We start from the raw sequence: 15,110 nt of genomic DNA, 5'->3' as shown, positions 1-15,110 counted from the left end.
CTTTATAGCTAGATGTTTTATTTCTAGAAAGGAGAATATAGTCATGCGCGAATACACGCTGTTTGCTATTATGATTATCTTATTCTTAGCGGTCATTCTCTTCACCCGCTACTTAAACAAACCAATAAAAGGTCTATTTGTCGTATACTATCTTGCGCTTGGTACTTTATTTGTTATTGTCAAGGAACGTATCAATAACAAATATGAAGTTTCCTCCCAAACGCCAAATGCTTACTGGCTCGTAAATAATGAATGGGTTGCCGATATCCGTCACTTTCTATTTGTACCGATAATAGGATTGCTAATCTATTTGCTTTACAAAGGCTATACAGACCCGAAAGGCCCGTGGAAACGATCGAACATTTTAGGTGTTATTTTTCCGCTCGCCGCACTGCTGGCGGTTTGTTATTGGTTGTTCTCTTACACGTACGGTTATCATTTTTGAGCATGCTCATTTTCCAGAATGCTATAAAGAAAGGAATCTCGCCATCCTGATTCCATCTGGATATGCTCCCGCAGATGACCTTCTTTAGACATGCCTATCTTGTTTAATACAGCAGCAGAAGCTAGATTAGACGGAGCACAAGTTGCACTGATTCGATGCAGTCCAAACTTATGAAAACCAATGGATAAGACAGCTTGAGCAGTCTCGGTCGCGAAGCCTTTGTTCCAATAATCGGGATGGATGATATAACTGATCATCCCTTCCTGATTCTGTTGGCTAATGATCTGTAATTGCGCAGAACCTATCATTTCCCTTTAAAGAATGACAGCATAAACATATCGTACTCGCGGCTCTTCCTGCGCGTCCCGCAAGACTTCCTCCACGTACTGTTTGGACTCTACCTCGGTGTTTGGCCCCCAGGCCTGATACTGGCAAACTATTTCTTGAGAGGCATATGCATGGACTGCAAGCCAATCCTCGTTCTTTAGTTCACGTAACTTTACCCTCAAAGATATTTCCCCTCCATTCCATTAACCAACAAATGTACTAGATGACTATCGCTATGTGCCGCTAGTAGTTTTACTTTAGAGAAGCCGATTTTTTGTAACAATGGAGTGCTGCTTGTTCCATCTGCTTGCTTTTCCATATGCAGAAAACAAGTCATTGTCTGGACAAGCATATTGTCCCTCCCTCCTGTTGGACAGGACATTCCATCACTTATGTGGAAGATATATAATATTAATCAACAAAGGAGATAGGTTATGGATTTCAAAGCGCAGCAAAATAAGTACACGTATTCATCCAGGCAAGCTGCTCCTGCATGGATGGACTTTATGAGAATAATAGTTCCTTACCAGCAAATAAACCATGCAGTCGACATTGGCTGTGGCGGCGGTATTTATACAAAGGCACTAGCAGAGCTAGGTATACCGCTCGTCACAGGTGTAGATTCTTCAGCTGTTATGCTCGAGGCAGCAGCTGAAAATTGTCAGAAGGAGCAAGGGGTTCAATTCCATAAAGGAGACGCCCTGGCAACCGGTTTGGAAAACGCTAGCTGTGATTTAATTCTGGAACGCGCCTTGGTTCATCATCTGCCAAGCCTGCAGCCTTGTTTCTCGGAAGCATACCGGCTGCTGCGTCCTGGCGGCACGCTGTTGCTCCAAGATCGCACACCGGAAGACTGTCTTCTGCCTGGAAGTCCCGAGCACATAAGAGGCTATTTCTTCACCTGTTTTCCGAAGCTTGCGGAGATAGAAATTAGCAGAAGGCATACTGCTGAACACGTATTTGAGAAGTTAAAAAGTTGCGGATTTCACACATTAGAACAACATACAATATGGGAAGTTCGTCACGTACATGAAACAAAAGAAAAACTGCTGGCCGACCTGCGCTCCAGACTGGGGAGGAGCATCCTGCATACGTTAAGAGATGATGAGCTTGAAGAGTTGGTTTTATATATGAACGATTGTATCACAACAGAAAGGGATATTGTGGAAAAAGATAGGTGGACGATTTGGAAGGCGGTAAGATAAAAAGCCGTGCATGCGGAATTCTGCTATGATGTGAATAGAAAGCATGTATTGAGGAGCGTGAGTCATGCCGCTGGAATATTGGTTAAGTCTAGTTTGTGCGTTTGCATTCGTTTTACAACTATACGCACTAATTGAGCATAGGAACAAGCTGAAAAAACGCCAGAAATTTGGTGGCTATGTAATGCTGTTTATTCTATTTAGCTTAATTTTATCACAGATATTTTCTTAGTTTATACTTCTACTCTCTACCATTCATTAAGAAGACCTTGAAAGGATTGTCCCTTTCAAGGTCTTTTAACTTAAAGCTCTTCTCCATCTGAAGCAATCACATTTTGATACCACGCAAACGAGTCTTTCTTCGACCGTTTCATTGATCCAGTCCCTTCATTATCACGGTCGACGTGAATCATGCCATAGCGTTTCTTCATTTCGCCTGTGGTGAAGGAGACGATGTCAATGATACCCCATGGTGTGTAGCCGAGCAGGTCTACGCCATCATAGGTAACGGCTTTTTTCAACTCTTCGACATGGGATCGCAAATAGTCGATTCGCTGCGGGTCATGGATGGAACCGTCTTCTTCTATGTGGTCGACGGCGCCGAATCCGTTCTCCACGATAAACAAAGGAATTTGGTAACGATCATAGAATCGGTTTAACGTATAGCGCAGACCGACTGGATCAATCGACCAGCCCCAATCGCTCGCTTTGATATATGGATTTTCTACACTTTGCGCCATGCCCCCGTTTGTAATATTGATATTCTGTTCAATTTCTTTATCACTTTTAACAGTTGTACTCATATAGTAGCTAAACCCTAGATAGTCCACTGTTCCGTTACGGAGGATTTCGTCATCGCCTTCTTCAAAAACAATGTTATAGCCTTCCCGTTTGAATTCTTGTAACACGTAGCTTGGGTAATAGCCGCGGACATGGACATCTGGGAAGAAATACCGTTCACGCATTAGTTCCTCAGCAAGCATCACGTCAGCTGGGTTGGAGGAGTAAGGATATACAGGGACATGTGATACCATCGCACCAATCTGGAAATCTGGATTAATCTCCTTCCCCTTACGCACAGCGCGCGCACTGGCAATCAGCTCATGATGTCCTGCTTGGTACATAACTTCGCGCGCGTTTTCCCCTTCCTCAACTGTTACACCGGAATTAGTCCAGAGGAATAACGGATTGTCTGTGTCCATTTTGTTATTGATTTCGTTAAATGTCATCCAGTATTTGACCTTATCTTTATAGCGGCGGAACACGACTTCAGCGAATCGAACGAAATGCTGCACGACTTCACGATTGCGGAATCCGCCATATTCGCGTGCTAAATGCAAAGGCATCTCAAAGTGGGACAGCGTGATAACCGGCTGAATATTATGCTTCAGCAGCTCATCAAATAGATCATCATAGAACTGCAAGCCAGCTTCATTCGGTTCTGCTTCGTCACCTTTCGGGAAGATTCGCGTCCAGCCAATTGATGTACGCAAACATTTTAGGCCCATTTCTGCAAATAGCGCTACATCTTCTTTATAGCGATTGTAAAAATCAATCGCTTCATGGTTTGGATAAAACTTATCTTCCTCGATTGTCTCTGTAATCTCTCTTGGTACACCATGTGCACCTGCTGTCATCACATCAATGACGCTTGGCCCTTTACCGTCCTGATTCCAGCCACCCTCGAATTGATGCGCGGCAAGTGCGCCGCCCCATAAAAAGTCTTTCGGTAATGTTTTCATTTCTATCTCCTCCTATTTAATAGCTGTCATTAAGTTATTGCCGTGCGCTGTCATCTCTGTTTCATCAATCGTAATCTCCGTATAGTTAGCTGGATTCGTCACAATAATTGGGGTAATCGTTTGCACGCCCGCGGACTTAATGGCTTCTGCATCAAACTCATTGATAACATCCCCTTGTTTGACACTGTCTCCTTCTTTCACACGAAGCGTAAAAGGCTCACCATCCAGTTTGACTGTATCAAGACCAACATGTATTAATACCTCTACACCATTGTCGGACTGCAGACCAATCGCATGTTTCGTCGGTGCAATCATGACAACTTTCCCATCAAATGGGGCGTAAACCTTATTTTCATTCGGCTCGATTGCCAGACCCATTCCCATTGCTCCTGAGCTGAATACCTCATCAGGTACTGTTTCCAGCGACATCAGTTTTCCGCTCAATGGCGCGTGAATCGTGTCTTCACTAGTTTGTGCAGCGGATGCTTCTGCTTTGCTGTCTTCCGTAGTGACTGCATCTTTCCCTTTTGCCAAGTCTTCATCGGCTTGTTTGGCTGTATCTTCGCCAAATCCGAAGATCTGAATCAAAATGATTGGCAGCACAATTGCAATGACAGAACCGATTAAGATGCCCCATACGCTTGTAGGATAGTCAGCGTTGATACCGTTTACAATTGTCAGCGGGCCCGGCAATCCGGCGTAAGCAAAGTAATATGGATTGAAAAAGCTTGCTGTAATTGCTCCAATCGCACCTGAAATACATCCAATAATAAATGGTTTCTTAAAACGTAATGTTACGCCGTAAATGGCTGGCTCGGTAATACCAAATATGCCAGTCGTACCAGCGGATATACCGATTCTCTTTGTTTCCTTGCTTTTTGCTTTGATGATTACGCCGACAACCGCTCCAACTTGCGCAATAACCGCAATCGTTTGGTATGCCTGGAAGGAATCCATACCATATTGTTCATAGTTTGCTAGAGAAAGCGGCGTAATACCCCAATGAACACCAAAGATAACAATTACCTGCCAAAAGGCACCAATAATAGCTGCTGCGAGCCAAGGTACATTATCAGCCAGTATATTGTATCCGTTTGCAATTCCATTCGCACCAAGTGTTGTAATCGGTCCAATAATGACTAATGTCAACGGAACGATAATTAAGATACTTAGAAATGGCACAAAGATAGGACGGACAACTTCATGAATGCTCTTGTTTAAGAAGCGTTCCAAGTAAGAGAGAATCCACACTAGAAATAATGGCGGTAAAACGGATGATGTATAGGTTGTTTCTGTCAGTGGCAGCCCTAAGAAGTTCAAACTGCTGCCATTCCCAATACTTTCAGCCATTGCTGTCCACTCCGGACTTACAAGAGCCGCTGTGGCTGCTACCGCAATATACGTATTTGTCTTAAAATGCTTGGATGCTGTAATGGCGATAAAGATAGGCAAGAATGTAAACGGTGCCCAAGACATAAAATCCAAGACTGCAAACGTACTTGTATTTTCAAAGTTTGAAAATAGCATTTTTAGCAGAATCAATACACCTTGCAATATACCAGCAGCAGCAAGTATATAGATGAACGGCGCAAAAACTGCCGACATGGTTGCAATAACTCGGTTCAAAATTGAACCTTTATTCTCATAGTCTTCATTCTCTGTATCTACGTTCACCAGTTTGGCAAACTCTTCGTACACTTCTCCAACATGCTGTCCAATAACAACTTGGAACTGTCCGCCATTTTCAACTACTGTAATAACACCTGGCAGATTGTTCACCTCTTGTTTCGCAGCCGAATTGGAGTTTTTTAGTACTAAACGTAAGCGTGTTGCACATCGGGTAGCACTGACGACATTTTCTTCGCCGCCAACCGCGTCTAATATATCACGAGCAAGTTTTGAATAATCTCTTACCTTCTCAGCCATATTAACACCTCTTTTTTATTTAGTATACGCTTACATTATAATTATACCGTTATAATTTATCAAGTATAATCTAATTTTATTGATAAGCTATAGTTTTAAAAGAGGGTTTTCGTTAACGCTTTGCTGTGCTAAAATCGCCCTATCTAAACAAATAAGGAATGTAACTATGCTAAAATACCAGCAAATCGCAAACGAGATTCAACAGGATATCGAAAAGGATGACCTTGCACAGGGTACCAAGCTGCCTGTACTGGAAACATTTATGTCCAAATACAAAACGAGTAAAAGTACGGTTATTAAAGCACTTAGTCTGCTCGAGCGAAAAGGACTTGTTTATCAAGTGCGCGGCAGCGGCATTTTCGTTCGCCGCCGAAACCGCAAAGGCTATATTGGCTTCTCCAATCAAGGCTTTAGTGACGAATTGAGTGAATTCGATATTACGGCGCATGTAGTGGAGCTTGATATTCGCAAACCTCCTGAAGATGCAGCATTTAATCTCAAAATCAATCCAGAAGAAGATGTTTATTACGTAAAACGTATTCGCTATATTAACGGCCAGACACTTTGCTTAGAAGAATCCTATTACAACAAGTCTATTGTTACGTACTTGAATACTGAAATCGCTACCGGCTCCATTTTTGACTATATTAGTAATGCGTTAGGTGCAAAAATTGGCTTTTCCGATTTATATTTCCACATTCAAAAACTGGACCAAGAGGAAGCACAACAATTACAGCTAAACAAAGGTGATCCAAAGCTATTTGTCGAGACAATATTTTATCTCAATAATGGGGTGCCATTCGACTTTTCCAAGGTCACATATAACTACCAGCAGTCACAGTTCTTTTTCCAATCTACGGGGCATTCGCTGTAAGATGAAAGATCGCTTATGGAAGATTTACGAAAACTGGGAAATAGAGTTAGACAAAAACGAATGGTATTTCAGTGATTGCTACGATGAACTGACTGAAAATCTTTCTTCTTCAGATGCATATGATGCCATTCCAGCTGTTCTCGATGTTTTACTGCATGTGAAGGATACGTATCTAGTTAATGAAACACTCGACTTCCTGCTCATTATCTACAACATCGCCGATACGACAGAAGTGCATCCTATCCTTTTAGCAGAATGGCATGAGATCAATCGTAAATTAGAACAGATGGGAGATTCGTTTAGCGTAAGCGCATGGGATGAACTAAGACAGATGCTGCGTATAACTTAATTTCACTCAAACATAAAGCCACCAAATCTAAGCAGATTTTGGTGGCTTTATGTTTGCTTCTTTATTTATTTTTTTCAATCAACATTCACTGCTCTAGTAATTACTGGATCTGAATCTTCAAATCCATTTGAATCCGCTTGCCGCTTATAATCTCCGTCCGAGCTTTTACGGTACAAGCCGATACCAGATTCGTACTTGACTGAAATGTACTTACCACCTTTATAAACAGTCACTTCGGAGTCCATATTGTTTAGTTCTAAGGAGCTGCCTTCTTTTAAATAAGCTTTTTCCTGGGCAAACACCATGTCCATTTCATCATCGTAGCTTCCTTGGGCACATCCAGTCAAAAACAATAGCAACAAAACAAGAATTAGAGAGCCTTGCTTGGCCATTCTGTCTCCTCCATGCGATAGATTTCGATATATCTATTGCTCGTAAGGTATATATCGATAAGGTTTAATAACATAAGTACAAATATACTTCAATTTAGTTAGCAGAAACTCCTTCCTAGCAATCGATAGCTTCTCCTACGAAATATTCATGCCTTAAACTGATTCATTTAAATATCGTTGTATTAGCTGCTTACGGTAAATCCAATAGACTCTTGCTACAAGACAAATTAATACAATACCGCACCCTGCTAACAGCGGTATATTGGTCCGGAGCTACCCAATAAACATAATTGTATCGGCTAAACGCCATGCAAACCAATAAAACATCAGCAAGAAACAGGTGTATATACTATCGAAAAATAGATTCTCGATTAGTGATATGAGGTATGTCTTTTTGTTTAGTTTGCCTTGTAGGTACAAAGTTATGTCTCCTTTATCTAATCTATTAGTTGTTTCATTTAAAGATAGTTGGTAAATTTCTAATCCATATTATTAATCTATCGACAATAGATTTTTTGTACCAATACTTTATATAACTCTTCACCGTGGATAGAGTGGCAAACTAAATTACTTACATTATCCCTATTCAAAAATGGTACAATTTATTTATATTTCTAGTAAAAGGGAAGGATGAACGCACATGAAATTTTGGAAACAACCTGTGACTATCGTACTAATATTTATTTTATTGGCAGGGTGCAGTACTTCTACATCCAAGGGGTCTGCTTCTGAACTAAAAGATAATCCAGAGAAGGAAGAAATGATAGCTAAGAAGCTATTAAACTATGAAACTGTTGAGTTAAAAGATAAAACAGAACGAAGCGATATCCAAATAGCATATCCAAAGTTCGATTATGAACCTTTGGATAAACTTATTGAACCAAATGCCACTAATTTATTCGAGCACCACAAGACAGAGAAAAATGATGAAGGATATTACCAACTCCTGCCCAACATGATCTATACCTATACGAGCGAGTTTGATGAGCCTATCATTTCAGATGAATTTGTATCAATTCATTATAATAATTACATCTATGCAGGTGGTGCCCATGGTTCGCCAAGTTCCGAAAGCCTATATTTTGATCTAAAGGAAAATCGAGCTCTAACCATTGATGAAGTTTTAAAGAAACATGATGTTTCATTCAGGGCATTATCGGATTTTGTTTCAAATGCACTCATTACCGATGCGAGATTTAGTGAATATCGAGAATCTCCCGTATCCGAGCGCTATAAACAGTATGCTATGAAATCCACCACACCAGTACCCGAAAACTACAAGAATTTTAAAGTAACTGAAAACTCAATCACTATTTATAATGATTATTATTATATCTTTCCGATGGCTACAGGGATTGTAGATATTGAAGTAAAATGGGAAGATTTGAAAAAGCGAACAAAAGAGTTGGAGAAAGAATCGACTGCAAATGGAATGATCACTTACACTAATAAAGAATATGGCTTCGAATTGGAACTTCCATCTTCTTGGAAAAATAAATTCACAGTTGAAAAAAGCGTTTCTCAAATCACGGATACGAGTTATAACTTCAATTTTAAAATAGACGATGCGGTCATATGTAATATATTTACTATCTACGTATACGAGGAAGAAGATTATATGGAAGGTCCACTTGAAACCTATATAGCAACAAAAGATAGAAAAGTTTTTACTTACGGAACTATAATGGAAATGCCACTTGAATTCAGTACGGATCCAAACCTCCAAAATGAAGCAGAAGTATTGTCTAAGATGGTTAATGAGGATGTACCCAAGGTAATGCTGAACTTTACCTTCTAACATAAACATAATTTCTAAATAAACATCATGGAATGTAGTATCGCTTTTTATTTGTACTAAACAACCTCCTAGTGCTGCCAATACAGCTGTTCTTGGAGGTTTCATTTCCTTATTAATTAACTATACTTAACTTAGAAAATTATCACTTTCAAAACTTAAATTCGAATACTTATAGAACCTTCTGCATTTAATATGGCGAATGGTCCTTTAAGAGATCCTGTGGGAACCATCCCTGTCTTATCAATTGTTTCCATATAAAATATTTCATTGACGAACAGTTTTTGATTCGCACCTAGCAGGGTACTAGCAAGGAGTTTAGTCTGGCTGTTCCTTTTAAAGAGGCAACAACTCTTGCTAAATCACTGCTTTAAGCTATGAAATGCGGGCTATACCTCTACTTTTGAAACGTAAAGGCTTGTATATAATCCATTTGCAGCTTTCTCAGTCTTTCCCTCGCTTTTCCGGTTGCTTTCTTATTTAATTCCATAAACGGTGGCGCTGCACTCTACGTATGCTGATTGAAAGGAGATTTTGCTTCCTAATATACCGCCTCTCCAGTAATAGTTAGCTGCTTGAATTTCATTTTCCTCTTTTATAACTTCTCTTTTTCAACAAAAAGGACTGCACCTGTGTCAGGTGCAGTCCTTTACCTTTATGCTGTTTTATTCGAGATAGATATCTTCTCTCCTGCTTTTCGCCTATCCTTAAATTCAGCAACAGCTGTAAATAAGACATCAGTGGAAGAATTGAGTGCCGTTTCAGTGGAGTCTTGCACGACACCGATGATAAAGCCGATTCCGACTACTTGCATGGCAACATCGGCTGGGACGCCGAACAGGCTGCTCGCTAGCGGGATCAATAGCAGAGAACCGCCGGCTACACCAGATGCACCACATGCACTTATAGCTGCTAAGACACTCAATAGCAGAGCTGTAACAAAGTTCACTTCAATATTTAATGTGTGGACAGTGGCTAAAGTTAAAACAGATATTGTAATGGCAGCACCAGCCATATTGATTGTCGCACCTAACGGAATAGACACAGAATAGCTATCCTTATTCAATCCAAGCTTCTCACTTAGCTTCATATTAACAGGAATGTTGGCTGCCGAGCTACGGGTAAAGAAGGCCGTAATGCCACTTTCCTTCAGACATGTAAACACAAGCGGATAGGGATTCTGCCTAATATATATAAAAGCAATTAGCGGATTAACGACAAGCGCAACAAATACCATACTTCCTAACAGGAGAGCCAGTACCTGCCCATAACTCGCCAATGAAGACAAACCATTCTCTGAAATTGACTGGTAGACCAGTCCCATAATTCCTAGAGGAGCGAATTTTATGACCCAAGTGATTACTTTCGTTATTGCATCAGATACACCTGCAATCATCGTCTTCGTTGTATCCGGGGCACTCCGCAGTGCTAGGCCAAACAGCACTGACCACGCGAGGATCCCAATGAAGTTAGAATTAACAAGTGCACTAACTGGGTTGTCAACAACATTAAGTAATAATGTCTGCAGCACTTCTCCAAGACCGCCTGGCGCCGCAGTATCTTCCGGAGGATCAGCTAACGATATACTGACTGGGAATAGAAAACTTGCTACTACCCCGACAACCGCAGCAGCAAAAGTACCGAGAAGATACAGTGTAATAACTGATTTCATATTGGTTTGCTGTCCTTTTTTATGCTGTGATATAGCTGCCATCACTAAGAAAAGAACAAGCAAAGGCGCGATTGCTTTTAATGCACCGACGAACAGTGTTCCAAAAATCGTAATAGGTGTTCCTGCATCGGGAATTGTCAGTGCAAAGATGATACCGATAATAAGACCAATAATAATTTGCTGCACTAAACTAAACCGATTCCACTGCTTAAGTACGTTCTTCATCAAATACCCCCACTCTAATGTTCACACAAGCTGCTAAAGAAAAGCATCTTTTGTCCTCTCTATAAATACAACTGTCTTTATAATAAGAACAATTATAGAGCTAATTAGAAGGGATTACAAGAATTTTTGACGATTTTTATATTTGGCAGATGATACTTCTAGCGTAATTATTTTCTCGTTCTGACTTAAGCATGCTTCAATAGTCTTTTCCCATCATTTTTGTCAAGACTCTTGTTATAACTAGATGTTTACCAGCTTTGACGACGATACTGCTTTTCTGTTTCCATCCAAGATTTGTGCCGCGTTCATGTAAGCCATAGCCTGCATGATATAGGTTACTATCTTCCGGTGGATTTGCATGCCTATTTTTATCCTATTGGGTCGACGGAAATACAGTTTCCCACAACTTATCTGTTAAGCTTTAAGTATAGAGCCTCTTTTTAGAGGACTTCTACTTATTTCCCCATAAGAAAAATTACCAAAATCAGGTTGTACCCTCTCCCTAGTTCTCATAAAATAGAACAGTAGAAAGGGAGTATAAAATGCGTTATATTGTTGGTTTTTGTCTCTGTTTACTTCTGCTCACAGGCTGTCAAAAAGAAGAAGAAGCTGAAAAGCCCGAGGAAAAACCAGAACCTGCCGGGCCTGCTATAGCATATAAGATTGACCAGTCAGGCTTGCAAGTGACTGCGAACAGTGGACAGGACTGGAATAAAGTCCCTGTAGAAGTTAACAAACTTTTTGGTGGAGAACATCAAGGATCAGAGACAGAGTTAATTGATCAAAGTTATGTTTTAACCGAAGACAGATTCGCTTTTATTGTTGGAGGATTTGAAGAAACATCTGTCTTATCTTCTACGGACCAAGGAAAAACATGGGAAACGGCAGTACTGCCAGATGCAATAGAAGGCATACGATTCCGAAACATCGGATTTACCAGCGAGAAGAATGGTTTCATCATTTTGTCTGGTGGCAGAACAATGTCTGCAGAAGGAAATCAAATCTACCAAACAACCGATGGCGGCGAGACGTGGAAACTGATGGGAAGTGCACCAACTACAAGGATTGTCCAAAGCGGAACTTTCGTTTCCAAAGATTTAGGCTTTATGAGCTTTGCTTTGACCGGACAAGCAGAATATTATCGCACAACCGATGGAGGAGTAAGCTGGCAGCCATTCCAAGTTGACTTGCCTGGCATATACAGTGAGGTCTTTACTACAATGGAATCTGCAGAACAAGATGGAGACCAAATTATTATGACGATGGGACAAGGCGCTAATGGAGATTATTATGGCGGAAACGTTAAAGCCAAACTCGTTTCCAACGATAATGAAGCCAGATTTGAGATGACTGGCTTGATTGACCTTGACGATGTGATGACGGAGGAAGAAGAGAAGAATTGGCGAGAAAATGATGATTGGAATTCGTATTTGCAATAAATACAAAAGGCTTTGCTCATCTAGTAAGGGGCAAAGCCTTTTCTTCTTGATTAGGAATGTATAATTGCTGCTTCTTGCGCGCTCGTTGAAATTAAGTTATATCTGATAATCTCTCTGCTGTAGCTGCTATTCGTTCATAGGAACCTTTCAGCTCTCCAATAGATCCGTAATTCTTCTCAATGCTATTCATTACTTTGTTTACCATTTCTGACATAACTGCTACTGATTTGGTAATCTGATTTAACTGGTTCGAAATATCCTCAACTGAATGTTTACTCGTGTCTGCCATTTTACGAACTTCACTTGCCACCACGGTAAAACCTCGTCCGTGCTCCCCCGCTCTTGCCGCTTCAATGCTGGCATTCAGACCTAAAAGATTGGATTGATCTGCTATCCCTTTTACTGTGTCGGAGATGTTTTTAATTTTATCGATATTTTCTTTTACAACCTGAAATTCGCCGATTAGTTTGTCCATATCTGTTACAGCCAGCTGAGATGATTGATGCACTTCATTTGTGCTGCTATTCATTTCTTCCACTAAAGTCATGAATTCTCTAGAGCTTTGCTTTAAAAGGTTCTCCTGATTCGTTACATCCGTTGCAATTTTAAGAATACTGTCTACTTTGCCATCTTCATTTACTACTGGTGTATAAAAGGCATCCAGCCATAAACTGCTTCCATCTTTCTTAACTCTTTGCACCTTATCATTATACATCTTATTATTACGCAGGTTATTCCAAAAATCTGTGTATTCTTCACGCTGTGTATATGCTTGCAAACACAACTGCCGGTGATTCATGTCTTGCAGCTCGTTAATCTCGTATCCAATTACTTCAGCGAAAATAGCATTTGCCCACAAAATATTTCCTTGTGCGTCAAATAAGATCATTGCTATCGAACGCTCAATAGCTGTAAACAATTTATCTTGATTTAAACTATACTGCACTAATGTTCCTCCACCTTCTTAATCTCTCTTTTTATCTTGCTGTCATTTCTTCATGTACAACTAAAAATAGGATTACCTGTATATGTGTTAACCAATTTGAGAATGAACACTAGTAATATCGGTATATAATTTACAATCATAAAGTCATTAAGTGATTTAGTTAAATGTTGGTTAAGAATTAAGATATTCGATAGATTCTGCTAGGACTAACTATGAAATACGACTGTTTTTTCTTTGGGAGCGGCGCTGGTTGCTATATTTACCCAGACAAATAGTAGTTCTCCCCCCTCTATACCTTTACCCATGCACTTTTATCACCTCTACATACAATATTCTGTTACAAGTTTCCTTAAGCATTACATTTAATTATGGAGGTGTTAGTCATCGCATCAGAAACGAAATTAACCGGTCGTGTTATTTTCAGAGGCGAACCTGGTTATGAAGAGGCACGGCTAAATTGGAATCCGTACACGAACACATATCCCCTCGTTATTGTGTTCGCACAAGAGCATGATGATGTGGTTCATGCAATAAAATGGGCACGAGAAAATAATGTTCCTCTTCGTGCTCGGGGCGGACGCCACGCATTGGAAAGAAGTATGTCTGTTGTGAAAGATGGTATCGTCATCGACGTCAGCGAAATGACTCGAGTTCGATTAAATAGTAAGAAAGAAATAGCGCTTATCGAAACCGGCATTGATGTAGGTCCGCTTGTCAGTTCATTAGCTGCAAGAGGCTTTATGTCTCCCTTTGGAGATAGTCCTACCGTCGGGATTGCTGGTCTTACATTAGGCGGAGGAATTGGGCCGCTCCAACGTACAATTGGCCTTGCTAGTGATAATTTGATTGGTGTGAAAATGGTTGATGCTGAGGGAAGAACTATCATAGCTGATGAAAATAACAATTCTGACCTTCTGTGGGCTTCGCGTGGCGGAGGCGGAGGGAATTTTGGCATCGCTACAGAATACAAATTCAAGGTACACCGTGCCCCTGAAAGCGCAACAGTATTCGATATCAATTGGCCGTGGGGGCAATTCGAAGACGTAGTGAAAGCTTGGCAAAGATGGTCTCCTTCTGTTGATTACAGATTAGGCACTAGTTTAGAGGTTTATACGAGAACAAATGGGTTACTGCAAGCAACAGGACTGTTTCTCGGACCAAAAGAAGAGTTAACTGATTTGTTGGAACCATTGTTAACAACAGGTACGCCGACAGAGGTTAACATCCAAACGTTACCTTGGCCAGCTGTCGTTGAGAATCGCCTGCAGCCTGACCAAATACCGACAGACGCGGCAAACAAATTTTCTTCATCCTATGGTTTTCAGCCATTCCCTGATGAAGCAATCAAAGCCATGCGCTATTTTCTCGAAAATGCAACCGGCACCGATTCTAACTTCTTCTTCCTAAATTGGGGAGGCGCCGTAAGCAGCGTTCCGCCTGAAGCAACAGCATTCTTCTGGCGTGATCCAGCGTTTTACTTTGAATGGAGTGCAACCTGGAAAAAATCTTCTGACGCGCAAAGAAACATTGCTGTAGTAGAAAGAACACGCCAGATGTTAGCGCCATTCTCTAAAGGCTCTTATGTAAACGTGCCTGACTTTAATATAAGCAACTTTGGAAGTGCTTATTATGGAGCAAACTTTGACAGACTCCGGCAAGTAAAAACAAAATATGATCCAAATAATGTATTTAACTACCCGCAAAGTATCCCTCCATTAAACGGGAGATCTGGTTTTAGGTTGTTCTAAGTTTCATCTAAATAACTAAGAGAGGGAG

General features: G+C 40.6%; 14 protein-coding genes and 1 pseudogene. 7 read left to right on the top strand and 8 right to left on the bottom strand.

The annotated features are described in order from the left end of the window. Positions 1–43 precede the first annotated feature (43 nt). Positions 44–445 carry a hypothetical protein gene (locus KS242_RS04215; protein WP_217323158.1) on the top strand — a complete coding sequence of 134 codons (402 nt, stop codon included), beginning with the start codon at positions 44–46 and terminating at the stop codon, positions 443–445. On the opposite strand, the gene KS242_RS18035 is transcribed toward KS242_RS04215, so the two are convergent. Both KS242_RS18035 and KS242_RS18030 read right to left on the bottom strand, forming a co-directional pair. Beyond that, entirely contained in the window at positions 436–753 is a 318-nt protein-coding gene (locus KS242_RS18035) for a GNAT family N-acetyltransferase (protein ID WP_256444527.1), read from the bottom strand. The two genes, KS242_RS04215 and KS242_RS18035, sit on opposite strands and share 10 nt — an antisense overlap. Positions 754–759: 6 nt before the next feature. Next, entirely contained in the window at positions 760–954 is a 195-nt protein-coding gene (locus KS242_RS18030) for a GNAT family N-acetyltransferase (RefSeq protein WP_254391804.1), read from the bottom strand. A 252-nt stretch (positions 955–1,206) separates the two neighbouring features. Between KS242_RS18030 and KS242_RS04205 the strand changes: the two genes are divergently transcribed. Continuing rightward, positions 1,207–1,977, top strand: a complete 771-nt coding sequence (locus tag KS242_RS04205) for a class I SAM-dependent methyltransferase (RefSeq protein WP_217323157.1) — start codon at positions 1,207–1,209, stop codon at positions 1,975–1,977. Positions 1,978–2,276: 299 nt separating this feature from the next. Here the strand turns inward: KS242_RS04205 and bglA are convergent, their stop codons facing one another. Both bglA and KS242_RS04195 read right to left on the bottom strand, forming a co-directional pair. Further along, positions 2,277–3,716, bottom strand: coding sequence for a 6-phospho-beta-glucosidase BglA (gene bglA / locus KS242_RS04200; RefSeq protein ID WP_217323156.1), 1,440 nt, complete (start codon positions 3,714–3,716; stop codon positions 2,277–2,279). 12 nt (positions 3,717–3,728) lie between these two features. Next, positions 3,729–5,642, bottom strand: coding sequence for a beta-glucoside-specific PTS transporter subunit IIABC (locus KS242_RS04195; RefSeq protein ID WP_217323155.1), 1,914 nt, complete (start codon positions 5,640–5,642; stop codon positions 3,729–3,731). Positions 5,643–5,808: 166 nt separating this feature from the next. On the opposite strand from KS242_RS04195, the gene KS242_RS04190 reads away from it, so the two are divergent. After that, positions 5,809–6,516 carry a GntR family transcriptional regulator gene (locus KS242_RS04190; RefSeq protein ID WP_217323154.1) on the top strand — a complete coding sequence of 236 codons (708 nt, stop codon included), beginning with the start codon at positions 5,809–5,811 and terminating at the stop codon, positions 6,514–6,516. A gap of 1 nt (position 6,517) precedes the next feature. Then, the gene (locus KS242_RS04185; RefSeq protein ID WP_217323153.1) at positions 6,518–6,865 is read left to right on the top strand and encodes an ABC transporter; all 348 of its coding nucleotides are present in this window, start codon (positions 6,518–6,520) and stop codon (positions 6,863–6,865) included. 74 nt (positions 6,866–6,939) lie between these two features. Here KS242_RS04185 and KS242_RS04180 read toward each other — a convergent pair whose 3' ends face one another. Beyond that, complete coding sequence (locus KS242_RS04180) at positions 6,940–7,257, bottom strand: hypothetical protein (RefSeq protein ID WP_217323152.1); 318 nt, start codon at positions 7,255–7,257, stop codon at positions 6,940–6,942. Positions 7,258–7,897: 640 nt separating this feature from the next. Here KS242_RS04180 and KS242_RS04175 point away from each other — a divergent pair. Next, the gene (locus KS242_RS04175) at positions 7,898–9,055 is read left to right on the top strand and encodes a DUF3298 and DUF4163 domain-containing protein (RefSeq protein ID WP_217323151.1); all 1,158 of its coding nucleotides are present in this window, start codon (positions 7,898–7,900) and stop codon (positions 9,053–9,055) included. Between the two features lie 652 nt (positions 9,056–9,707). Here KS242_RS04175 and sstT read toward each other — a convergent pair. Continuing rightward, positions 9,708–10,949: a serine/threonine transporter SstT gene (sstT, locus tag KS242_RS04170; RefSeq protein ID WP_217323150.1), complete on the bottom strand. Its 1,242-nt coding sequence runs from the start codon at positions 10,947–10,949 to the stop codon at positions 9,708–9,710. Between the two features lie 542 nt (positions 10,950–11,491). Here sstT and KS242_RS04165 point away from each other — a divergent pair. After that, the gene (locus tag KS242_RS04165; RefSeq protein ID WP_217323149.1) at positions 11,492–12,388 is read left to right on the top strand and encodes a WD40/YVTN/BNR-like repeat-containing protein; all 897 of its coding nucleotides are present in this window, start codon (positions 11,492–11,494) and stop codon (positions 12,386–12,388) included. Positions 12,389–12,479: 91 nt separating this feature from the next. On the opposite strand, the gene KS242_RS18285 is transcribed toward KS242_RS04165, so the two are convergent. Then, a complete protein-coding gene (locus tag KS242_RS18285) occupies positions 12,480–12,863 on the bottom strand; it encodes a methyl-accepting chemotaxis protein (protein WP_371747624.1) in 384 nt (127 codons plus the stop codon). Between the two features lie 111 nt (positions 12,864–12,974). Continuing rightward, positions 12,975–13,334: pseudogene (locus KS242_RS18280) on the bottom strand (PAS domain-containing protein); the annotation flags it as partial. A gap of 368 nt (positions 13,335–13,702) precedes the next feature. Here KS242_RS18280 and KS242_RS04155 point away from each other — a divergent pair. Then, positions 13,703–15,082, top strand: a complete 1,380-nt coding sequence (locus KS242_RS04155; RefSeq protein ID WP_217323148.1) for an FAD-binding oxidoreductase — start codon at positions 13,703–13,705, stop codon at positions 15,080–15,082. Positions 15,083–15,110 lie beyond the last annotated feature (28 nt).

Source organism: Terribacillus sp. DMT04, from assembly GCF_019056395.1.
GTDB classification, from domain to species: domain Bacteria; phylum Bacillota; class Bacilli; order Bacillales; family Amphibacillaceae; genus Terribacillus; species Terribacillus aidingensis_A.
Note: the sequence above shows the minus strand (reverse complement) of the source record. Positions and strands in the feature narration are given on the sequence as shown.

Coding starts and splice junctions, on each gene's coding strand:
- KS242_RS04180 (WP_217323152.1), bottom strand. CDS start 7,257: ATGGCCAAGCAAGGCTCTCTAATTCTTGTTTTGTTGCTATTGTTTTTG.
- KS242_RS04165 (WP_217323149.1), top strand. CDS start 11,492: ATGCGTTATATTGTTGGTTTTTGTCTCTGTTTACTTCTGCTCACAGGC.
- KS242_RS04195 (WP_217323155.1), bottom strand. CDS start 5,642: ATGGCTGAGAAGGTAAGAGATTATTCAAAACTTGCTCGTGATATATTA.
- sstT (WP_217323150.1), bottom strand. CDS start 10,949: ATGAAGAACGTACTTAAGCAGTGGAATCGGTTTAGTTTAGTGCAGCAA.
- KS242_RS04155 (WP_217323148.1), top strand. CDS start 13,703: ATGGAGGTGTTAGTCATCGCATCAGAAACGAAATTAACCGGTCGTGTT.
- KS242_RS04215 (WP_217323158.1), top strand. CDS start 44: ATGCGCGAATACACGCTGTTTGCTATTATGATTATCTTATTCTTAGCG.
- KS242_RS04175 (WP_217323151.1), top strand. CDS start 7,898: ATGAAATTTTGGAAACAACCTGTGACTATCGTACTAATATTTATTTTA.
- KS242_RS04185 (WP_217323153.1), top strand. CDS start 6,518: ATGAAAGATCGCTTATGGAAGATTTACGAAAACTGGGAAATAGAGTTA.
- bglA (WP_217323156.1), bottom strand. CDS start 3,716: ATGAAAACATTACCGAAAGACTTTTTATGGGGCGGCGCACTTGCCGCG.
- KS242_RS04205 (WP_217323157.1), top strand. CDS start 1,207: ATGGATTTCAAAGCGCAGCAAAATAAGTACACGTATTCATCCAGGCAA.
- KS242_RS18035 (WP_256444527.1), bottom strand. CDS start 753: ATGATAGGTTCTGCGCAATTACAGATCATTAGCCAACAGAATCAGGAA.
- KS242_RS18285 (WP_371747624.1), bottom strand. CDS start 12,863: ATGGACAAACTAATCGGCGAATTTCAGGTTGTAAAAGAAAATATCGAT.
- KS242_RS04190 (WP_217323154.1), top strand. CDS start 5,809: ATGCTAAAATACCAGCAAATCGCAAACGAGATTCAACAGGATATCGAA.